The sequence below is a fragment of the Siccibacter colletis genome (assembly GCF_025914095.1).
Classification (GTDB): Bacteria; Pseudomonadota; Gammaproteobacteria; order Enterobacterales; family Enterobacteriaceae; genus Siccibacter; species Siccibacter colletis.
On record NZ_CP074352.1, the window covers coordinates 2,832,080 to 2,851,612 of the forward strand.

A 19,533-nucleotide genomic window follows, 5' to 3' on the forward strand; every position below is an offset into this window, starting at 1 on the left:
CATGGGCGATTGACAGTAATATCAGGCTTTTTTGCTGACCGTCACCACGCCGTCGCGATCTTTCTCCACGCTCAGCTGTTCAAGGCTGGTCAGCACCAGATCGACCTCGTCCAGACGCGGTGTCTCTGCGGGGGCGTTGACGGCTATCACGTGACAGCGCGCATTCAGACCCGACAGCACACCCGCCGGGGCGTCTTCCACGACCACGCACTCCTCGGGCGCAAGGCCCAGCAGCTGCGCGCCCAGCAGATAGGCATCCGGCTCCGGCTTACCGCGCGACACGCGCTCGGCGGTCACGAACACCTCGGGCAGCGGCAGCCCGGTCGCCTCACGGCGCGCCGAGGCCACCGGCAGCGATCCAGAGGTGACAATCGCCCAGGGAATGCCGGCTTCGTTGAGGTGAGCAAGCAGCGCTCGCGCGCCAGGTAACGCAATGATGCCCTCGGTATCGCTGGCTTCGATCTGTTCAAGGCGGGTGAACTCGGCGGCAACGGCTTCGTCCGACTGACCGCCCATAAAGTGGCGTAGCGAGGTGATGGCCTGCTTACCATGAATGAAACCGAGCACCTCATCGTGGGCAATACCGAAGCGGTCCGCCCAGTTGCACCAGGCGCGTTCAACGGCCGGGAGTGAATCTACCAGGGTACCATCCAGGTCAAACAGAAAGCCTTTACACTTCAAAACCGCCTCCGGGTTATGCATTGATTATCTGATTAATTTCATTTGCGCTCAGATGATACTGGCGCGGACAGGCGTGCCACACCTGCAGCATGCGCTGATATTTTTCCCACATCGGGGTTTGCGCATTGAAGCCGTGGGTACCGGCATCGAAATGGGTGTAGCGGCCTTCGGTATTGACCATAAAGCGCACGTAGCCAAGATAGCGCGCTTCAGTTGCGGCATCGAAGCCGAGGAAGGTTACCCGGCGCTCATCAATACCCTGGGTATCCTTGAGGTTCGCCCGGCTGACGTGCAGCGCGTGGTACATCTCCATGATATCGATGATGCTGCGGCAGGTCTCTTCGGTCAGTTGGCCGAACTCATGATCCAGCTCGCGCATCTGCAGGCCGTAACCGCGTTCGATGATGGTTTGCAGGCGGCGGTAGCGTTCGGCGTTATCGGGGTCGAGCAGGGTCATCATTTTGTACTGGTTTGACAGAATCAGGCGCTGAGCGTGGGTCATTTCCATGGGGGACTCCTGTGAGAGATCAAAAATGGATAATGCCCCTACTCTGCCCGTTTTTCCCGATACGCCTTTTGATCAATTACAAGTCATCGAGAAATGTTTTATCGAGCTGTCTGAAGGCGCGTTTTAACGTATCGGCAAGCGCCTGATAGTCAGGTTTGCCTTCCACCGGCGCAAGCGCCTGCCCGGCTTCCTGTAACTTGCCGCGCACTTCATAGAACCAGTCAAGCGTGGACGGCGGTAGCGGCGTCACCGAACGTTTACCCAGCCACCACAACCCCTGCATCGGCAGACTCAGGGCAAACAGCGCTGTCGCGACCGCCGGGCCAAGCTGGCCACCGAGGGCGATTTGCCAGGTTAAGGTGAATACCGCCAGCGGCGGCATAAAGCGAATAGCGTAGCGGGTGGCGCGAATGATGCGGTTTTCCACAAAGACGGGCGCGAGACGTTTATCCAGGGGCCACGTCTTCGCGTAATGCTGCCCGCGACGAAACAGGCTAAAAAAGCTGACCGGGCGATTCTCTGGTGTCGACATGGCTTACCTCAACTTCACGAATAAAAAATAAAATTTTTGTGCAAAACAACAACTGCGAATAACAACGTTCAAAATATTTTGTCATACCATAACGCGATCGGGTATCCTTTGCGGGCCTTTATGGCACCCGATACTAAACCGTACGCGGTATAACTATTTTGTGTTTTCGTCATGTCGTACATACCAGGCAAATATGGCGTAAACTCTGTTTATTTCTTCGCCATGTCATTATGCACCGGGCATGACGTTAATCATAAATGTCAGCGCCAACTTGCGCTACGCTACGAGGCTCGCTGACTTTTTTTAGCCACGTTTAATAGTAGGTACTTCCATGTCGAGTAAGTTAGTACTGGTTCTGAACTGCGGTAGCTCCTCACTGAAATTCGCCATCATTGATGCCGCCACCGGTGACGAGTACATCTCTGGTTTAGCTGAGTGTTTCCATCTTCCTGAAGCCCGTATCAAATGGAAAATGGATGGCGCTAAAGAAGAAGCGGCTCTGGGTGCAGGCGCTGCGCACAGTGAAGCGCTTAACTTCATTGTTAATACCATTCTGGCACAAAAACCGGAGTTGTCCGCACAGCTGACCGCTATCGGTCACCGTATCGTGCACGGCGGCGAGAAATACACCCGCTCAGTGATCATCGACGAGTCCGTGATTCAGGGTATCAAAGAATCCGCGTCATTTGCACCGCTGCATAACCCGGCTCACCTGATCGGCATCGCTGAAGCGCTGAAGTCCTTCCCGAACCTGAAAGACAAAAACGTGGCCGTGTTTGACACCGCCTTCCACCAGACCATGCCGGAAGAGTCCTACCTCTATGCCCTGCCGTATAAACTGTACAAAGAGCACGGCGTTCGTCGCTACGGCGCGCACGGCACCAGCCACTTCTACGTGACGCAGGAAGCGGCGAAGATGCTGAACAAGCCGGTTGATGAAGTTAACATCATCACCTGCCACCTGGGCAACGGCGGTTCCGTCTCGGCTATCCGTAACGGCAAGTGCGTAGATACCTCTATGGGTCTGACCCCGCTGGAAGGTCTGGTGATGGGTACCCGCTCTGGCGACATCGACCCGGCGATCATCTTCCACCTGCACGACACCCTGGGCATGAGCGTTGACGACATCAACAAAATGCTGACCAAAGAGTCCGGCCTGCTGGGTCTGACCGAAGTCACCAGCGACTGCCGCTACGTTGAAGATAACTACGCGACCAAAGAAGACGCGAAGCGCGCGATGGACGTTTACTGCCACCGTCTGGCGAAATACATCGGCTCTTACACCGCGCTGATGGATGGCCGCCTCGACGCTGTCGTCTTCACCGGTGGTATCGGCGAAAACGCCGCGATGGTGCGTGAACTCTCCCTCGGCAAACTGGGCGTGCTCGGCTTTGACGTTGACCACGAACGCAACCTGGCTGCCCGCTTCGGCAAGTCCGGCTTCATCAATAAAGAAGGCACTACCCTCGCGATGGTCATCCCGACCAACGAAGAGTTGGTAATTGCGCAGGACGCCAGCCGTCTGACCGCCTGATTCCCCACCGCCAGCCACCCGCTGGCGGTGTTGTTTTGTATGTGCCAGCGTTTCTGGCCGTAACGACAAGAGGATAAACCGTGTCCCGTACCATTATGCTTATTCCTACCGGAACCAGCGTCGGCCTGACCAGCGTCAGCCTCGGCGTGATCCGCGCTATGGAACGTAAAGGCGTTCGTCTGAGCGTCTTCAAACCTATCGCCCAGCCGCGCGCCGGCGGCGATGCGCCTGACCAGACCACCGCCATCGTGCGCTCTAACTCCGGCCTGCCGGCTGCCGAGCCGCTGCGCATGAGCCACGTGGAGTCGCTGCTCTCCAGCAATCAGCAGGACGTGCTGATGGAAGAGATCATCGCCCGCTACCACGAAAACACCAAAGACGCGGAAGTGGTGCTGGTTGAAGGCCTGGTGCCGACCCGTAAACATGCGTTCGCCCAGTCGCTGAACTTCGAAATCGCTAAAACCCTGAATGCGGAGATCGTCTTCGTGATGTCTCAGGGCACCGATACTCCGGAACAGCTGAAAGAGCGTATTGAGCTGACCCGCAGCAGCTTCGGCGGCAGCAAAAATACCAACATCACCGGCGTTATCGTAAACAAACTGAACGCCCCGGTTGATGAGCAGGGTCGTACCCGTCCGGACCTCTCCGAGATCTTTGATGACTCCAGCAAAGCGCAAATCGTGAACATCGATGCGCAGCAGCTGCATGACATCAGCCCGCTGCCGGTGCTGGGTGCCGTACAGTGGAGCTTCGATCTGATTGCCACCCGTGCAATCGATATGGCGCGTCACCTGAACGCAACCATCGTCAACGAAGGCGACATCAACACCCGCCGCGTGAAGTCCATTACCTTCTGTGCGCGCAGCATTCCGCACATGCTGGAGCATTTCCGTCCGGGTTCCCTGCTGGTCACCTCCGCTGACCGTCCCGACGTGCTGGTTGCGGCCTGCCTCGCGGCGATGAACGGTGTGGAAATCGGCGCCCTGCTGCTGACCGGCGGCTATGAAATGGACGACCGCATTAAGGCGCTGTGTGAGCGTGCTTTCGCCACCGGCCTGCCGGTCTTCATGGTGAATACCAACACCTGGCAGACCTCCCTGAGCCTGCAGAGCTTCAACCTCGAAGTGCCGGTGGATGATCACGAGCGCATCGAGAAAGTGCAGGAGTATGTGGCAAGCCACATCGACAGCGAGTGGATCGAGTCGCTGACCGCGACCTCCGAGCGCAGCCGTCGTCTCTCTCCGCCGGCGTTCCGCTACCAGCTTACCGAGCTGGCGCGCAAAGCGGGCAAACGCGTGGTGCTGCCGGAAGGCGACGAGCCGCGTACCGTTAAGGCGGCAGCTATCTGCGCCCAGCGCGGTATCGCGACCTGCGTGCTGCTCGGCAACCCGGATGAGATCAACCGCGTTGCGGCCTCTCAGGGCGTTGAGCTGGGCACCGGTATCGAAATCGTCGATCCGGAAGTGGTGCGTGAAAGCTACGTCGCCCGTCTGGTTGAGCTGCGTAAGAATAAAGGCATGACCGAAGCCGTGGCGCGCGAGCAGCTGGAAGACAACGTGGTGCTGGGCACACTGATGCTGGAGCAGGACGAAGTTGACGGTCTGGTTTCCGGTGCGGTTCACACTACCGCGAACACCATCCGTCCGCCGCTGCAGATCATCAAAACCGCGCCGAACAGCTCGCTGGTTTCTTCTGTGTTCTTCATGCTGCTGCCGGAACAGGTTTACGTGTATGGCGACTGCGCCATCAACCCGGACCCGACTGCAGAACAGCTGGCCGAGATCGCTATCCAGTCCGCCGACTCTGCTGCCGCGTTTGGCATCGACCCGCGCGTCGCCATGCTCTCCTACTCCACCGGTAACTCCGGCGCGGGTAGCGACGTTGAGAAAGTGCGTGAAGCAACCCGCATCGCACAGGAAAAACGTCCGGACCTGGTGATCGACGGTCCGCTGCAGTATGACGCTGCGGTAATGGCTGACGTCGCGAAGTCTAAAGCACCGAACTCGCCGGTGGCTGGCCGCGCTACCGTGTTCATCTTCCCGGATCTGAACACCGGTAACACCACCTACAAAGCGGTTCAGCGTTCCGCTGACCTCATCTCCATCGGGCCGATGCTCCAGGGGATGCGTAAGCCGGTGAACGACCTGTCCCGTGGCGCGCTGGTTGACGATATCGTCTACACCATCGCCCTGACTGCGATTCAGGCTTCTCAGCAGTAAGTTGTCTGCCGATGTGAAAAGGGCCGCAATCGCGGCCCTTTTTTATTGCTCGTTGAACATCAGCGAGAACAGTTGACGTAGCTGCCGCCCTGACGGCGATAGTTGCCGGGCGACATGCTGAAGCGGCGGGTGAACAGACGGGTAAACGTCTGCTGTGAGTCAAACCCGTACTTCATCGAAATATCCAGCACCCGATCGTTGGTCGCGCACAGATCCTGCGCTGCCAGCTTGAGCTTTTTCTCGCGAATGTAGCGCCCCAGACTTTCACCTTTATGGTGATGGAAAAGTCGTTGCAGATGCCACTTCGAATAACCGGCATGACGGGCAACATCGTCGATGCGTAGCGGCTTGTGCAGATTGTCGTCTATCCAGTCAGCAATGGTTTCAATAACCTGAGCGGGAAGTTCCATGCGATCCCCTCCAGAAAATGTGCAAATGGTCGAATCGTTTGCAGGCGGCTGCGCCTGCGGCTGGTTTACTACCGCAACGCTATGGTAGTGCGCGGTCTGTTACGTTTTTACGGTGCTACGATTTATTTGCTCGCTTTTTATACGTCATCACTTTACCTGCCGGTAGGCGCATTTATAATGAGTGAGTAGACACTCATTATAGAAACGATGCTTAATGCGTCAACCCGTTTTTACAATGTGATCCCTCACCTTGCAGCGGCTAATGAGTCATGTTTCAATCTCGGTTTTGATTTCAGGAGAGCAACGTCAGTGGCGCGTCCCCGCAGTGAAGATAAACGTATGGCTATTCTTGAAGCCGCAATCGAGGCGATTGCCGAAGCGGGTTTGGGCGCATCCACCGCTCTGATCGCCCGTAAGGCCCGGGTCGCAGAAGGCACGCTGTTTCGCTACTTTGCCACCAAAGATGAGCTGCACAACGCCCTGTACATTCATCTGAAACAGGGGTTCTGCCAGTCGATGATCGATAAGCTCGACAGCAAAGGCGATCATAAAGAGAATACCCGCTATATCTGGAACCGCTTTATTGACTGGGGCTTAGCCCATCCGCAGGCCAACCTGACGATGCGCAAACTGGAAGTCAGCAACCGCATTACCGAAGAGAGTGAGCAGGTGGTAAACGATCTTTATCCCGAGATGTACGAGATCTGCGAACAGGCAGTATCTCCGGTGTTCCGCTCCCCTGAATTTCGTAACTTCGGGGATGAAATGTTTTTTGCGCTGGCACAAACCACCATGGAATTTGCCGCGCGCGAACCGCATCGCACCGATGATTTCAAAGCCACTGGATTTGATGCCGTGTGGCGCGCCCTCTGCGTCTCGTAACCCCGACGTTTTACGCCCGCCTGAAATGACCGACGCCCCGAGCGGGGCGTCATGGTGAAGGCTTACTGCGCTTCGTGCTCTACGCTGCTGCTGCTTTCTGCGCCTTTATAGCGGCTCATCCACAGCGCCAGCGCTTTCAGCGAATCCGGCGTGAACTCATCGCAGCGGGCAGTGATTTCGTCCGGAGACATCCAGCTGGCTTCGCTGACTTCGCTCTCCTGCAGAGCGAACGGGCCGTGCGACACACAGCTGAACAACCCGCCCCAGACGCGGCAGTGTTCATCTTCAAAGTAAAACTGACCGTGCTCAGCGAAAGGCACCCCGGCAATACCCAGTTCCTCTTCCGCTTCACGACGCGCCGACTCCAGCATTCCCTCGCCCGCCTGCACCACGCCACCGGCGGTGGCATCCAGCATGCCAGGCAGGAAATCTTTGGTTTCGGTACGACGCTGCACCAGCACTTTACCCATGCCGTCGTGAACCACAATATAGGTGGCACGATGACGCAGGCGCTGAGCGCGCATCTGTTCGCGGCTCGACTGTGCGATTACCTCATTGTTTTCACTAACAATGTCTACCCATTCCGTGCCGGAAATTTGACTCTGCTCCACCATCATCGGACCTTTTTTCAATGCGCTCTTGCGGCGTATAAGTGGTTAACTGCGTTACGTTAAGGGCTAATGCGTATCTGTGCAATAACCGCGTCGTCTTTCAGTGTGCGAACGCTCAGAACGCCCTCGTCCAGCATCCCGTAGCTGGCTGCAAAGCCGCCTTTAGGAATGCTCACCGAACCGGGATTGAAGAAAAACAACCCATCGCGTTTCTCCGCCACCGGAATATGAGTATGGCCGGAAATAAACACATCGCCCGGTTCCAGCGGCGGTAAATTGTCCGGATTGTAAAGATGACCGTGGGTCAGAAACAGGCGCTGCTCGCCCAGTAAAATCTGTTGCCAGGCTGCCGTAATCGGGAAGTTCAGCAGCATCTGATCCACTTCGCTGTCGCAGTTGCCGCGTACTGCAATTACTCTGCTGGCGACCTGATTCAGGCGCTCCGCCACCGCCGCCGGATTGTAGCTGTCCGGCAGCGCATTACGTGGCCCGTGGTAGAGAAGATCGCCCACCAGCACCAGCCAGCGTGCACCGCTCTGTTCAAATCGCGTCAGCACCGCCTCGGTTGCCGCCAGCGAACCGTGGATATCTGAAGCAAACATCAGTTTCATCATGACTCCTTACTGCTCTGCGCGCGCTGCCTGACTCAGACTGCCAGCCGGCTTTTTAGGTCAATAAACTGCTGAACCGAGGCGCGCTGCCACTGAAAGGTTGCGTACTCAACCAGACGCGCCGGCACCTTATCACCATTAAGGATCAGTCGGTTAACCATCAGTGCCAGATCGGTATCTGCAATACACCATTCGCCGAACAGATTCTGCTGGCCTTCGGGCAGCAGCGTTTCCACCGCGCCGATCAGCCGCTGTGCCTGGGCCTCCCCCACCGCACTCAGCGCCGGTTTTTTCACCCCGCCAAACACCACGTCGGTAGGACGCTCTTCGCGGATTGGTCCCAGATCGCTGCGCAGCCACGCCTGAATCTGCCGCGCTCGGGCGCGGTTTTCTGGATTATGCGGATAGATACGCTCCCAGGTTGGCGGCGCAAAGCGATCTTCAAGGTATTCGGTGATAGCCGAGGATTCGGTCAGCGCAAAGTCGTCCACAATAAGCACCGGCACGCGGCGCGTCAGATCGGCACCCGGCCAGCGAGCATGCTGATGCTGTCCGGTGTTGAGGTCGATGGTTTCCAGCGAAAACTTCAGCCCCTTTTCGGTCAGGGCAACAAATACCGACATCACGTACGGGCTAAAGAAATTTGCATCTGACCACAGCGTTATCGAAGGCTGACTCATAAATCCTCGCAAAATCAGGGGTGAGAAAGAAAAATATAACGCAGCTTGCGCAGTGTCACCTGCAAAAAATCGCCCTGTTCAGCTATTCCCGTTCCCCACCGGCTTACAGGCGTAATTAAAGCGCTGCGCCCTCATGGGCGCACTGATTTTCCTCGTGTATTATTGACGCGATTTATACACAGAGGATTGTCACCATGTCAGCCCAGCCAGACGCCATCATTCGTATTAAAAATCTGCGCCTGCGTACGTTTATCGGTATCAAAGAAGAAGAGATCGCCAATCGTCAGGATATCGTCATCAACGTGGTTATCCACTATCCGGCCGACCAGGCGCGCCAGAGCGAAGACATCAACGATGCGCTCAACTACCGCACCATCACCAAGAACATCATTCAGCACGTGGAAAACAACCGTTTTGCCCTGCTGGAGAAGCTAACCCAGGACGTGCTGGATATCGCCCGCGGTCATGCCTGGGTCACCCGCGCCGATGTGGAGATCGACAAACTCCACGCCCTGCGCTACGCCGATTCGGTGTCAATGACGATGGGCTGGCGACGTCCGCAATAATCACCTGCCAGTGTGAAGGCCGCGCGGGAATGCGCTACGCTGATAACAGCGGAACACGCACAACAGGGAGCACGCATGAACATTGTGGTGACGGGCGGTACTGGCCTTATCGGTCGCGCGCTGGTGTCGCGTTTGCTTGAGACGGGGCATCAGGTGACGGTGGTGACGCGTGATGTCGAGCGCGCCCGAAAGGCACTCGATCCCCGCATCACCCTGTGGCGCGGTCTGAATGACCGTACCGATCTCAACGGGGTGGAGGCGGTGATTAATCTGGCGGGCGAACCCATCGCCGACAAACGCTGGACCGAGGCGCAAAAACAGCGCCTGTGCGACAGCCGCTGGCAGATAACCCAGCGACTGGTCGATCTCATCAAAGCCAGCGACAAGCCGCCCTCGGTGTTTATTTCCGGCTCCGCCGTGGGTTACTACGGCGATCTCGGCGAAGTGGTGGTGACCGAAGAGGAGCCGCCGCACAACGAATTCACCCACAAGCTCTGTTCCCGCTGGGAGCAGATCGCCGCGGGTGCCTCCTCGCCGGCCACCCGCGTCTGTCTGCTGCGCACTGGCGCGGTGCTGGCCCCCAACGGCGGGATGCTGGGCAAACTGGTGCCGCTGTTCCGCATGGGGCTTGGCGGCCCGATCGGTTCAGGGCGTCAGTATCTGGCGTGGATCCATCTGGATGACATGGTGAACGGCATTCTGTGGCTGCTGAATAACGATTTGCGCGGGCCGTTTAACATGGTTTCGCCTTATCCGGTGCGCAACGAGCAGTTCGCGCACGCGCTCGGTCATGCCCTGCATCGCCCGGCGTTTATGCGCGCGCCGTCAACCGCCGTGCGGCTGATGATGGGAGAATCCTCGGTACTGGTGCTCGGCGGCCAGCGCGCCCTGCCCAAACGCCTTGAAGCCGCCGGTTTCGGGTTTCGCTGGTTTGAGCTGGAGGAGGCGTTGCGGGATGTGGTGCGCTAACCCGCCCTCCTGATGCGCGGGGCGGGTGCAAGGGTGGCATTGTCGCGCTACCTTACTTCAGCGACCCCTTTAAGAACTGCTGCAGGCGCGGGCTTTTCGGGTTATTGAATACCGCATCAGGCGCGCCCTCTTCCTCGATTTTCCCCTGATGCAGGAAAATAACATGGCTGGAAACGTGACGGGCGAACTCCATCTCGTGGGTCACCACCACCATGGTTTTTCCCTCTTCGGCGAGCTGCTGCATGATGCGCAGCACTTCCCCCACCAGTTCCGGGTCGAGCGCCGAGGTCGGCTCATCGAACAGCAGTACCTCCGGCTCCATCGCCAGCGCGCGGGCAATAGAGACGCGCTGCTGCTGGCCGCCGGAGAGATGCACCGGGTATTTCCCCTGGGCGCGTTCGTCGATGCCCACCTTCGCCAGATACTTCAGCGCCCGCTCGCGGGCATCCGCCTTGCTCAGGCCAAGCACCTGAATCGGCGCTTCCATCACGTTCTCCAGCACCGTCATGTGGCTCCAGAGATTGAAGTGCTGAAACACCATCGTCAGACGAGTGCGCAGCAGGCGCAGCTGGTTTTTATCCGCCACCTTAAGCTGGCCGTCTTTGTCACGCACTAAGGTGATGTTCTGGTTGCTCACCACAATCGTGCCTTCGCTCGGTTTTTCGAGGAAATTGATGCAGCGCAGGAAGGTGCTTTTTCCGGAGCCTGACGAGCCGATAATGCTGATCACATCCCCGGCGTTCGCTTTTAAAGACACCCCTTTCAGCACTTCATGTTCGCCGTAGCGCTTGTGCAGATCGGTAACGTTTAATTTATTCTCGGACATGCGTTAATCACTCAGTGCGACGGGGAAGTCGGTTTAACGTGCCCCAGCCAGCGCTTCTCCGCTTTGCGGAACAGGCTAATCAGGACATAAGAGATAATCAGGTACAGCACCGCAGCGAGGCCAAAGGCGGTAAACGGCTGGTAGGTCGCCGAGTTAATATCCCGGGCGATCTTCAGCAGATCCGGCACCGTGGCGGTGAAGGCCAGCGCCGTGGAGTGCAGCATCAGGATCACTTCATTACTGTAGGCCGGCAGCGCGATACGCAGCGCCGACGGCAAAATAATGCAGCGGTACATTTTAAAGCGCGAGAAACCGTAAGCGCGTGCGGCCTCGATCTCGCCGTGCGGCACGGCGCGAATCGCACCGGCAAAAATTTCGGTGGTGTAGGCACAGGTATTGAGCGTCAGCGCCAGCACGGTACAGTTCAGCCCGCTGCGGAAAAAGGCGTTGAGCATCTCGGTGCCTTTCACGATCTCCAGCGTGTACATCCCGGAGTAGAACACCAGCAGTTGGACGTAGAGCGGCGTGCCGCGAAACACCCAGGTAAACAGCCAGATCGGGAACTGAATAAACTTATTGCTGGAGACGCGGCCGATGGCGAGAAACACGGCCAGAATGCCGCCCATCACCACCGAGGCGATCAGCAGCCACAGCGTAATTGCCACGCCGGTAAAGCGATAGCCGTCGGTCCAGAGCAGGGACTTCCAGTACTCCTGAATAATCTCGATCACAGCTCGGCCCTCTTCACGCCCACGGTGTAGCGACGTTCAAGCAGCCACAGCACGCCGTTTGATACGGTAGTAAACACCAGATAAATCACCCCGCAGACAATGGCAAAGTAAAACGGCTCCCAGGTACTTTTCCCGGCCAGCTGCGTGGCTTTCACCACGTCTTCCAGCCCGAGCAGCGACACCAGCGCCGTGGCTTTGAGAATCACCTGCCAGTTGTTGCCGATGCCGGGCAGCGCATAGCGCATCATCGCCGGGAACAGAATGCGGCGGAAGGTCTGCCCGTTGGTGAAGCCAAACGCGGTGGCGGCTTCGATATGCCCCTTCGGCACCGCCATAAAGGCGCCGCGGAAGGTTTCGGTAAAGTAGGCGCCGTAGATAAAGCCGAGGGTAATGATCCCCGCCACCATCGGGTCAATGTCAAACTGTCCGACCCCCAGGGCTTCGGTGATGCTGTTGAGCACGATTTGCAGCCCGTAAAAGATGAGCAGCATCAGCACCAGATCCGGCACGCCGCGGATTAGCGTGGTATAGGCTTCAAACAGCAACGCCAGCGGACGGTTGCGGGAGAGTTTTGCCGCCGCACCGGCCAGGCCGATGAAAACGGAGAGGATGACGGAGGTGATGGCGAGTTCAAGCGTCACCAACGCGCCCTGAAATATGACCTGAGAAAACCCGTGCAGCATGCGACTGTCCTGTGATAAGTGGTATTCAGCGAGCGGTGTCTTGTGGTCCGCCGCCACACATGACGCGCGGCGACGGGGATCGCACCTTGCTCACAGGTGGGGTTTAGCCACCGTACACATCAAAATCAAAATACTTTTTCGCCAGTTTTTCGTAGGTTCCATCCGCGCGCATGTCGGCAAACGCTTTATTCAGCGCTTCGCGCAGTTCCTTATCCTCTTTACGCAGCCCCATACCGGTGCCGACGCCAAACAGCTTTTCATCTTTAATTGACGGGCCGCCGAACTGGTAGTCTTTACCGATCGGCTGCTTCAGGAAGCCTTCGCTGGCAGCCACTTCGTCCTGGAACGCAGCATCGATACGCCCGGCAGTCAGGTCAGCGTAGATGTTGTCCTGCCCCTGATAGGAGACGATCTCCACGCCTTTCGGTGCCCAGTGGACGTTACCGTAGGTTTCCTGCGTGGTGCCCTGCAGCACGCCGACGCGTTTGCCCTGCAGCTTCTCCAGTGAAGGCTCGATAGCCGACCCTTTTGCTACCACCAGGCGCGAATCGGCGGCGTAGAGTTTGTCGGTAAAGGCAATTTCCTGCTGGCGTTTTTCGGTGATCGACAGGGATGACATGATGGCGTCGATTTTCTTCGCTTTCAGCGACGGGATCAGCGCGTCCAGCGGGTTCTCTACGAAGGTACATTTGGTCTGAATGCGTTTGCACAGCTCTTTCGCCAGATCGATGTCAAAACCGACCAGCTCACCCTGGGCATTTTTCGATTCAAACGGGGCATAAGTCGGATCGGTGCCGATACGTACGGTAGACGGCAGCGCGGCGAATGCCGTGGATACGCTGGAGAACGCCAGCGCCAGAGATAAAGACAAAACCAGCTTCTTCATAAAAATCCTCGTCAGACTCTTTTTTTTAACGGAAAGCGTATAAGGATAAAAGTGCTGGTATCGTGCCATTTTATGCATGACAGGGCAAAATATTCTGCGGTATGCGCGCATCTTCACAATTCTGGTGCGTAACTATGCAGTTATGCGCCACGCTGGTGCAATCCGTGCACCAGCGTGGCGCAGGCGCGCTTAGTCGCCGTAGACGTTGAAGTCGAAATACTTCTTGGCGAACTTGTCGTAGGTGCCGTCTTTACGCAGTTCAGCAAACGCTTTATCGAACGCGGCTTTCAGCTCGGCGTCATCTTTACGCAGACCAATGCCAGTGCCGTCGCCAAAATACTGCTTGTCCTTCACGGACGGGCCCGCGAAGGCAAATTCTTTACCGGCAGGCTGCTTAAGGAAACCTTCGCTGGCAGCCACTTCATCCTGGAACGCGGCATCAAGGCGACCGGCGGCCAGGTCGGAGTAGATCAGATCCTGGTTCTGGTAGGCCACCACGTCCACGCCCTTGTTGCGCCAGTTGGCGTTAGCGTACGACTCCTGGGTTGAGCCTTGCAGCACACCGACGTGCTTGCCTTTCAGGACGTCAATCGCCGGGGTGATCGGCGATCCTTTGGCGGCGATAAGGCGTGAATCCGCTGCGTAAAGCTTCTCAGAGAAGGCAATTTCCTGCTGGCGTTTTTCGGTGATGGAGAGCGAGGAGATAATCGCGTCGATTTTCTTCGCTTTCAGAGACGGGATCAGCGCATCGAAATCGCTACCCACCCAGGTACACTTCACCTGCATGCGTTTGCACATCTCATTGCCGAGATCGATATCGAAGCCGACGAACTCGCCTTTGGCATCTTTAGAGGAAAACGGCGCATAGGTGGCATCCGTACCAATACGAACGGTCTGCGGAAGTGCTGCAAAGGTGCTGGCGCTGACAGACAGCCCGAGCAGCAGTGACAGAGCAAGAGCCTTCTTGTTCATACATAACCCTCAAGTGATGAGATTTTTATTATCGAATGTTGTGTGTTGCCCGAAGGTGTTGCACTTCTTGTGCCACTTTTCGCGGAACGCGCGAGGGGTGGCAAATGTTAACGAAAGGTTGCAATCACGCTCAGCAATGAAAGATAGCACCCTTCCGGCGGTTGCCGGAGGGGGAAGAGGCTCAGGAGGAAGTTAATTTTGCAGGATATGATCGCGCTTGCAGATTTGCGCCAAAATGAGGCACCGCGCCTCGCTTTGCACTAAAAGCGTGCTTCAGGCACCCTGCCAGCGGGTGAACAGATCGGCGGGCAGCGCGATATCAAACTGGTCCAGCACGCGATTCACGGTCTGGTTAATCACGTCGTCGAGGCTTTGCGGGCGATGATAGAACGCCGGCACCGGCGGCATAATGATGGCACCCAGCTCGGCGGCCTGGGTCATCAGCCGCAGATGGCCCAGATGCAGCGGCGTTTCGCGCACGGCCAGCACCAGCGGACGGCGCTCTTTCAGCACCACGTCAGCCGCGCGGGTTACCAGGCTGTCGGTATAGCTGTGCACAATCCCGGAAAGGGTTTTAATCGAACAGGGCAGGATAATCATGCCGGCGGTTTTAAACGAGCCGGAGGAGATGCTGGCGGCAATGTCGCGCGTGTCGTGCACCACGTCGGCCAGCGCCTGCACGTCGCGCAGCGAATAGTCAGTTTCCAGCGACAGCGTCTGACGCGCCGCCTGGCTCATCACCAGATGGGTTTCCACCCCCGCCACGTCGCGCAGCACCTGTAACAGGCGCACCCCGTAAATGGCACCGCTTGCGCCGGAGATCCCAACAATGAGTCGTTTCATATCTGTCGCCTGAATAAAAGCATCTGGCGCTGACTTTGCCGTAATACGCAGGGAGTTGCAACCCACGGTTGCCGGGAGGAAAACGGCCTTCCCCCGCGAGAGGGAAGGCAAAAGGCGTTAGCCTTCGTTATGCATTTCGAGGTTTTCGACTTCGTTCTGGCGCACCAGCGCTTTGGTGTCGTCGTTGCGCAGCGAGTCAAGGTAGTCGAGATACTGCTGATCGACGTCTTTGGTCACGTACACGCCGTTAAATACCGAGCATTCGAACTGCTGAATATCCGGATTTTCCGCACGTACCGCATCAATCAGATCGTCCAGGTCCTGGAAGATAAGCCCGTCAGCACCGATGATCTGGCGGATCTCGTCCACTTCACGCCCGTGGGCAATCAGCTCGTTGGCGGTCGGCATATCGATACCGTAGACGTTCGGGAAGCGGATTTCCGGCGCTGCAGAGGCCAGATAAACTTTCTTCGCCCCGGCTTCACGTGCCATCTCGATAATCTGCTCCGAGGTGGTGCCGCGCACGATGGAGTCATCCACCAGCAGTACGTTCTTGTCGCGGAACTCGGCGCGGTTAGCGTTGAGTTTGCGGCGCACTGACTTACGGCGCAGCTGCTGGCCCGGCATGATAAAGGTGCGGCCAACGTAGCGGTTCTTCACGAACCCCTGACGATATGGCTTATCGAGAATGCGGGCGATTTCCAGCGCGATATCGCAGGAGGTTTCCGGGATCGGGATCACCACGTCGATATCCAGGTCTTCCCATTCGCGGGCGATCTTCTCGCCAAGCTTCTGCCCCATGCCGACGCGCGCGCTGTAGACGGAAATTTTGTCGATGAACGAGTCCGGACGCGAGAAGTAGACGTATTCGAACAGGCACGGGTTGCTCACCGGGTTGTCCGCGCACTGGCGCGTGAACAGCTGGCCCTTTTCGGTGATGTAAACCGCTTCGCCCGGTGCCACATCGCGCAGGAATTCGAAGCCCAGGGTATCCAGCGCCACGCTCTCGGAGGCCACCATATACTCGGTGCGGCCATCGCCCACGTCGCGTTTGCCCAGGACCAGCGGGCGAATACCGTTCGGGTCGCGGAAGGCGACCATGCCGTGGCCGATAATCATCGCCACACAGGCATAGGCGCCGCGGATCAGGCGGTTAGTCGCCGCGATGGCGGCAAAAATGTTATCCGCCTCAAGCGGGTAGTGGCGGAAGTTATCCAGCTCGCTGGCGAACACGTTGAGCAGGATTTCAGAATCTGACGTGGTGTTGATGTGGCGACGCTTCTCTTCAAACAGCTTGTTGCGCAGTTCGTGCGCGTTGGTCAGGTTACCGTTGTGAGCAAGGGTAATGCCGTAAGGAGAGTTAACGTAGAAAGGTTGCGCTTCGGATGCGCTTGAGCTGCCGGCGGTAGGGTAGCGCACGTGGCCGATACCCATGTTGCCCTGCATACGCTGCATATGGCGTGCTTCAAATACATCGCTCACCAGACCGTTTGCTTTACGCAGACGGAAGCAGTTGTTTGCATCAATGGTGATGATGCCTGCGGCATCCTGCCCACGGTGCTGAAGCACCGTTAACGCGTCATAAATCGACTGGTTGACCGGCATGACACCGGCGATACCGACAATACCGCACATACGTCTTATTCCTCGTTAAGCCACATCACAGGGCTTACGCCCTGGGCAAAAAACTTGACGAGCCTTTCAGGTAGTCGAAGAACCACCCGATGATGACGCTGAAGTGTGGGATTAACACTGACTTCTGCCAGTCTTCGCCTTTCGACATGCCGGTGAAGGTATCAAGGAAGAACAGAATGGCAGCGACGATTAACACCCCGCGCAGTGCACCAAAGCAGATCCCTAACACCCGGTCTGTACCCGACAGGCCGGTTTTTTCCACCAGCGCGCCTAACACGTAGTTAACGACAGCGCCGACGATAAGCGTCGCGATAAACAGCACCGCGATGGCAATCCCATTACGTACCAGTTCGTCTTCAAAGCCCGTAAACCAGACAGACAGGTAAGTGTAGTAATGACTGGCAACAAAGAAAGCACATCCCCATGTCACCAGCGATAACGCTTCACGAACAAAGCCGCGAATCAGGCTAACCAGAGCGGAAAAACCAACGATTGCGATAATGGCGTAATCAATCCAGACCATAAGTGTCCCACGATGTTACGCCCTGTCGTCCAGTTCGGGGCGCATTCTAACAGAAAAAGAAAACGTTTGCGTAGGGATTTCCGTGCCCTACAGAAATAAAAAAGGCGTTGAAAAAATATTCAACGCCATCGCGGAGTTAGCTGCTTTTTTGTCCCGTTTCGCTGCGGCGAACCGCAGCAATCCGGCATCAGTTGGCGCTATACCCCATGACCACACCGTTCAGGCCGGAGAGCTGATTCAGCTCGCCCAGCGAGCCTTTCAGCTTATCGCGTGACGCGTCCGGCCCGACCAGAATACGGGTGATTTTGCCCGGTACCGGCGTGGATGGCGAGGTGTAAACGCGGTACCCGTTGGCGCGAAGTTTACCAACAATTTCATTCACTTTGTCGGCATTTTTTAATGCACCCAGCTGAACCACATACGCCTTGCCGGTCGGTGCCGGGATCGGTTTTTGCCCGGTCACGTCAGGGGACTCATTAGCCATCGCCAGCTGCTCCCCGGTGGTGTCGCGCTGCGGCTGCGGTTTTTCAACCGGTTTCGGTTTCGCGGCTTCCTGCGGCTTCGGCTTGACCTGGGTCGGTTTCGGCTTCGCGGCCGGCACCGGAGCCTCGTCAATGCCCGTGCCGTTATCGGCGACCATCTGCGCCCCGTCCAGCGACGGTGCAGCGGCATTGCCTGCCCTCACCTCTTCCGCGGCACCCTCCGGCGGCTGCGCGGGCAGCGCCTGGGTGGCTGCCGGCAGCATGTCCGGCTCGTCGTTATCCCCGGGCTTCGGCACCAGCGGGATTGCGGCGAACTCATCCTGATAGTGTTTTTTCTGCCCGTCGAGCATGCCCGGAAGCAGGATCACCCCGAGCGCGACCAGCACAATGGTGCCGACTAAACGGTTCTGAAACTTACTTGCCACCGGTTCTCCCCGCTTCGATTTCTTCCATTACCTGCGCGACCGTGTGAAACGAGCCGCACACCAGCACGGTGTCCTGTGGCGTTGCCTCAGACATCGCACGCTGCCACGCCTGCGGCACGCTTGCGAACGGCTCGCCTGCGCCCAGATGGGCAATCAGCTCTTCAGCCTTCGCGCCCCGCGGCCCGTCCAGAGGGGCACAATACCAGCTATCGACTACCGGCTCCAGACAGGCCAGCGTACCGGCAATGTCCTTATCATGCAGCATGCCGATCACCGCCAGCGTGCGTCCGTTTTTCGGCTGCTGTGCCAGGCGCTGCGCCAGATAAGCGGCAGCATGGGGATTATGGGCAACGTCGAGGATCACCTGCGGCGCGTCCTGAACAATCTGGAAACGGCCCGGCAACGTCGCAGAAGCCAGCGCCTCGCGAATAACCGCCTCGCTCACCGCAAGCCCGCTGGCACGCAGCGCGGCAAGCGCCGTAGCGGCGTTAGGCTGTGGCACTAACGGCAGCGGCAGCGCCGTCAGCTCGCCCTGAGCGTCGCTGAAACGCCAGCCGTCGGTTTGCACCTCATAGCGCCACTGCTTATCTCGCTGCAGCAACAGCGCGCCCTTCTCTGCGGCGACATCAGCGATGCTGCGCGGCATATCCGGCTCGCCCACCACCGCAGGCTTACCGGCACGGAACACTCCCGCCTTTTCACGACCGATGCTCTCGCGATCCGGACCCAGCCAGTCGATGTGATCCAGTGCGATGCTGGTCACCACCGCCACGTCGGCGTCCACCAGGTTGGTGGCATCCAGACGCCCGCCCAGCCCCACTTCAAGGATAGCGACGTCCACCCGAGCCTGCTTAAACAGCCACAGCGCCGACAGAGTGCCGTACTCAAAATAGGAGAGCGAAGTTTCACCGCGTGCGGCTTCGATCTGCGCAAAGGAGGCGGTATGGTCTGCTTCACTCAGCTCCGCGCCCTGAATGCGTACCCGCTCGGTATAGCGCACCAGGTGCGGCGAGCTGTACACGCCGACGCGATAGCCAGCGGCAACCAGTATCGCTTCAAGCAGGCGGCAGGTGGTGCCTTTACCGTTGGTGCCGGCGACGGTAAATACGAACGGGGCCGGTTTTGCCACGTTGAGCGTCGCAGCGACGCGGCTGACACGCTCAAGCCCCATGTCGATGGTTTTCGCGTGCAGATTTTCCAGATAAGAAAGCCACGTGGCCAGGGGCGACGTGGCGTTGGGAATTACGTCTTTGTCCATCATACCCGTGTCTTTTTACGTGCTTGAAAGGCAAAAAGGCAGGGCCAGACTGGCCCTGCCTTTCAG

22 protein-coding genes are annotated in these 19,533 nt (G+C 57.8%); 5 read left to right on the forward strand and 17 right to left on the reverse strand.

Annotated elements, in window-relative coordinates:
• Positions 1 to 21: 21 nt before the first annotated feature.
• From KFZ77_RS13620 to yfbV, 3 genes are all read right to left on the reverse strand, one after another.
• Entirely contained in the window at positions 22 to 702 is a 681-nt protein-coding gene (locus KFZ77_RS13620) for a sugar phosphatase (RefSeq protein WP_264384506.1), read from the reverse strand.
• Complete coding sequence (locus KFZ77_RS13625) at positions 695 to 1,189, reverse strand: YfbU family protein (RefSeq protein ID WP_264384507.1); 495 nt, start codon at positions 1,187 to 1,189, stop codon at positions 695 to 697. Before KFZ77_RS13625 ends, KFZ77_RS13620 begins: the two co-directional genes overlap by 8 nt.
• A 76-nt stretch (positions 1,190 to 1,265) precedes the next feature.
• Positions 1,266 to 1,721, reverse strand: coding sequence for a terminus macrodomain insulation protein YfbV (gene yfbV, locus KFZ77_RS13630; RefSeq protein WP_031520561.1), 456 nt, complete (start codon positions 1,719 to 1,721; stop codon positions 1,266 to 1,268).
• Between the two features lie 331 nt (positions 1,722 to 2,052).
• Between yfbV and ackA the strand changes: the two genes are divergently transcribed.
• Positions 2,053 to 3,255, forward strand: coding sequence for an acetate kinase (ackA, locus tag KFZ77_RS13635; protein ID WP_031520559.1), 1,203 nt, complete (start codon positions 2,053 to 2,055; stop codon positions 3,253 to 3,255).
• Between the two features lie 80 nt (positions 3,256 to 3,335).
• A complete protein-coding gene (gene pta, locus KFZ77_RS13640; RefSeq protein WP_031520558.1) occupies positions 3,336 to 5,474 on the forward strand; it encodes a phosphate acetyltransferase in 2,139 nt (712 codons plus the stop codon).
• Between the two features lie 59 nt (positions 5,475 to 5,533).
• Here the strand turns inward: pta and KFZ77_RS13645 are convergent, their stop codons facing one another.
• Positions 5,534 to 5,884 carry a RamA family antibiotic efflux transcriptional regulator gene (locus KFZ77_RS13645; RefSeq protein ID WP_031520556.1) on the reverse strand — a complete coding sequence of 117 codons (351 nt, stop codon included), beginning with the start codon at positions 5,882 to 5,884 and terminating at the stop codon, positions 5,534 to 5,536.
• 309 nt (positions 5,885 to 6,193) lie between these two features.
• Here KFZ77_RS13645 and KFZ77_RS13650 point away from each other — a divergent pair, with 309 nt between their 5' ends.
• The gene (locus tag KFZ77_RS13650; RefSeq protein ID WP_031520554.1) at positions 6,194 to 6,766 is read left to right on the forward strand and encodes a TetR/AcrR family transcriptional regulator; all 573 of its coding nucleotides are present in this window, start codon (positions 6,194 to 6,196) and stop codon (positions 6,764 to 6,766) included.
• 62 nt (positions 6,767 to 6,828) lie between these two features.
• Here KFZ77_RS13650 and yfcD read toward each other — a convergent pair whose 3' ends face one another.
• The 3 genes from yfcD to yfcF are packed head-to-tail and all read right to left on the reverse strand — an operon-like array spanning position 6,829 to position 8,668.
• Positions 6,829 to 7,380, reverse strand: coding sequence for an NUDIX hydrolase YfcD (gene yfcD, locus KFZ77_RS13655; protein WP_031520552.1), 552 nt, complete (start codon positions 7,378 to 7,380; stop codon positions 6,829 to 6,831).
• A 56-nt stretch (positions 7,381 to 7,436) separates the two neighbouring features.
• Complete coding sequence (gene yfcE / locus KFZ77_RS13660; RefSeq protein WP_031520550.1) at positions 7,437 to 7,988, reverse strand: phosphodiesterase; 552 nt, start codon at positions 7,986 to 7,988, stop codon at positions 7,437 to 7,439.
• Positions 7,989 to 8,023: 35 nt separating this feature from the next.
• Positions 8,024 to 8,668, reverse strand: a complete 645-nt coding sequence (gene yfcF / locus KFZ77_RS13665; protein ID WP_031520549.1) for a glutathione transferase — start codon at positions 8,666 to 8,668, stop codon at positions 8,024 to 8,026.
• Positions 8,669 to 8,862: 194 nt separating this feature from the next.
• On the opposite strand from yfcF, the gene folX reads away from it, so the two are divergent.
• Both folX and KFZ77_RS13675 read left to right on the forward strand, forming a co-directional pair.
• Positions 8,863 to 9,234, forward strand: a complete 372-nt coding sequence (gene folX / locus KFZ77_RS13670; protein ID WP_031520547.1) for a dihydroneopterin triphosphate 2'-epimerase — start codon at positions 8,863 to 8,865, stop codon at positions 9,232 to 9,234.
• Positions 9,235 to 9,309: 75 nt separating this feature from the next.
• Positions 9,310 to 10,203 (forward strand): TIGR01777 family oxidoreductase, encoded by an 894-nt coding sequence (locus KFZ77_RS13675; protein WP_035890941.1) that lies wholly within the window; start codon positions 9,310 to 9,312, stop codon positions 10,201 to 10,203.
• Between the two features lie 52 nt (positions 10,204 to 10,255).
• On the opposite strand, the gene hisP is transcribed toward KFZ77_RS13675, so the two are convergent.
• The 10 genes from hisP to folC all read right to left on the reverse strand — a co-directional run bounded on the left by hisP (position 10,256) and on the right by folC (position 19,467).
• On the reverse strand, positions 10,256 to 11,029 hold the full coding sequence (gene hisP, locus KFZ77_RS13680; protein WP_264384508.1) for a histidine ABC transporter ATP-binding protein HisP: 774 nt from the start codon (positions 11,027 to 11,029) through the stop codon (positions 10,256 to 10,258).
• 11 nt (positions 11,030 to 11,040) lie between these two features.
• Positions 11,041 to 11,760, reverse strand: coding sequence for an ABC transporter permease (locus KFZ77_RS13685; protein WP_031520541.1), 720 nt, complete (start codon positions 11,758 to 11,760; stop codon positions 11,041 to 11,043).
• Positions 11,757 to 12,443, reverse strand: coding sequence for a histidine ABC transporter permease HisQ (locus KFZ77_RS13690; RefSeq protein WP_031520539.1), 687 nt, complete (start codon positions 12,441 to 12,443; stop codon positions 11,757 to 11,759). The genes KFZ77_RS13685 and KFZ77_RS13690 overlap by 4 nt, the downstream gene beginning before the upstream one ends.
• Before the next feature lie 103 nt (positions 12,444 to 12,546).
• Entirely contained in the window at positions 12,547 to 13,329 is a 783-nt protein-coding gene (gene hisJ / locus KFZ77_RS13695) for a histidine ABC transporter substrate-binding protein HisJ (protein WP_031520537.1), read from the reverse strand.
• 189 nt (positions 13,330 to 13,518) lie between these two features.
• Positions 13,519 to 14,301, reverse strand: coding sequence for a lysine/arginine/ornithine ABC transporter substrate-binding protein ArgT (gene argT, locus KFZ77_RS13700; RefSeq protein WP_264384509.1), 783 nt, complete (start codon positions 14,299 to 14,301; stop codon positions 13,519 to 13,521).
• 273 nt (positions 14,302 to 14,574) lie between these two features.
• A complete protein-coding gene (locus KFZ77_RS13705; RefSeq protein ID WP_264384510.1) occupies positions 14,575 to 15,144 on the reverse strand; it encodes a UbiX family flavin prenyltransferase in 570 nt (189 codons plus the stop codon).
• Between the two features lie 117 nt (positions 15,145 to 15,261).
• Positions 15,262 to 16,779 (reverse strand): amidophosphoribosyltransferase, encoded by a 1,518-nt coding sequence (purF, locus tag KFZ77_RS13710; RefSeq protein WP_031520532.1) that lies wholly within the window; start codon positions 16,777 to 16,779, stop codon positions 15,262 to 15,264.
• Between the two features lie 34 nt (positions 16,780 to 16,813).
• Positions 16,814 to 17,302 carry a colicin V production protein gene (cvpA, locus tag KFZ77_RS13715; RefSeq protein WP_031520530.1) on the reverse strand — a complete coding sequence of 163 codons (489 nt, stop codon included), beginning with the start codon at positions 17,300 to 17,302 and terminating at the stop codon, positions 16,814 to 16,816.
• A gap of 187 nt (positions 17,303 to 17,489) precedes the next feature.
• On the reverse strand, positions 17,490 to 18,209 hold the full coding sequence (gene dedD / locus KFZ77_RS13720; RefSeq protein WP_264384511.1) for a cell division protein DedD: 720 nt from the start codon (positions 18,207 to 18,209) through the stop codon (positions 17,490 to 17,492).
• The gene (folC, locus tag KFZ77_RS13725) at positions 18,199 to 19,467 is read right to left on the reverse strand and encodes a bifunctional tetrahydrofolate synthase/dihydrofolate synthase (RefSeq protein ID WP_264386195.1); all 1,269 of its coding nucleotides are present in this window, start codon (positions 19,465 to 19,467) and stop codon (positions 18,199 to 18,201) included. The genes dedD and folC overlap by 11 nt, the downstream gene beginning before the upstream one ends.
• Positions 19,468 to 19,533 lie beyond the last annotated feature (66 nt).

Bases quoted from the DNA above. Each gene is read 5' to 3' on its own strand.
- cvpA (WP_031520530.1), bottom strand. From the start codon at position 17,302: ATGGTCTGGATTGATTACGCCATTATCGCAATCGTTGGTTTTTCCGCT.
- hisJ (WP_031520537.1), bottom strand. From the start codon at position 13,329: ATGAAGAAGCTGGTTTTGTCTTTATCTCTGGCGCTGGCGTTCTCCAGC.
- KFZ77_RS13690 (WP_031520539.1), bottom strand. From the start codon at position 12,443: ATGCTGCACGGGTTTTCTCAGGTCATATTTCAGGGCGCGTTGGTGACG.
- folX (WP_031520547.1), top strand. From the start codon at position 8,863: ATGTCAGCCCAGCCAGACGCCATCATTCGTATTAAAAATCTGCGCCTG.
- KFZ77_RS13645 (WP_031520556.1), bottom strand. From the start codon at position 5,884: ATGGAACTTCCCGCTCAGGTTATTGAAACCATTGCTGACTGGATAGAC.
- KFZ77_RS13620 (WP_264384506.1), bottom strand. From the start codon at position 702: ATGCATAACCCGGAGGCGGTTTTGAAGTGTAAAGGCTTTCTGTTTGAC.
- yfbV (WP_031520561.1), bottom strand. From the start codon at position 1,721: ATGTCGACACCAGAGAATCGCCCGGTCAGCTTTTTTAGCCTGTTTCGT.
- ackA (WP_031520559.1), top strand. From the start codon at position 2,053: ATGTCGAGTAAGTTAGTACTGGTTCTGAACTGCGGTAGCTCCTCACTG.
- yfcF (WP_031520549.1), bottom strand. From the start codon at position 8,668: ATGAGTCAGCCTTCGATAACGCTGTGGTCAGATGCAAATTTCTTTAGC.
- KFZ77_RS13625 (WP_264384507.1), bottom strand. From the start codon at position 1,189: ATGGAAATGACCCACGCTCAGCGCCTGATTCTGTCAAACCAGTACAAA.
- folC (WP_264386195.1), bottom strand. From the start codon at position 19,467: ATGGACAAAGACGTAATTCCCAACGCCACGTCGCCCCTGGCCACGTGG.
- purF (WP_031520532.1), bottom strand. From the start codon at position 16,779: ATGTGCGGTATTGTCGGTATCGCCGGTGTCATGCCGGTCAACCAGTCG.
- yfcD (WP_031520552.1), bottom strand. From the start codon at position 7,380: ATGGTGGAGCAGAGTCAAATTTCCGGCACGGAATGGGTAGACATTGTT.
- hisP (WP_264384508.1), bottom strand. From the start codon at position 11,029: ATGTCCGAGAATAAATTAAACGTTACCGATCTGCACAAGCGCTACGGC.
- KFZ77_RS13705 (WP_264384510.1), bottom strand. From the start codon at position 15,144: ATGAAACGACTCATTGTTGGGATCTCCGGCGCAAGCGGTGCCATTTAC.
- KFZ77_RS13675 (WP_035890941.1), top strand. From the start codon at position 9,310: ATGAACATTGTGGTGACGGGCGGTACTGGCCTTATCGGTCGCGCGCTG.
- yfcE (WP_031520550.1), bottom strand. From the start codon at position 7,988: ATGAAACTGATGTTTGCTTCAGATATCCACGGTTCGCTGGCGGCAACC.
- argT (WP_264384509.1), bottom strand. From the start codon at position 14,301: ATGAACAAGAAGGCTCTTGCTCTGTCACTGCTGCTCGGGCTGTCTGTC.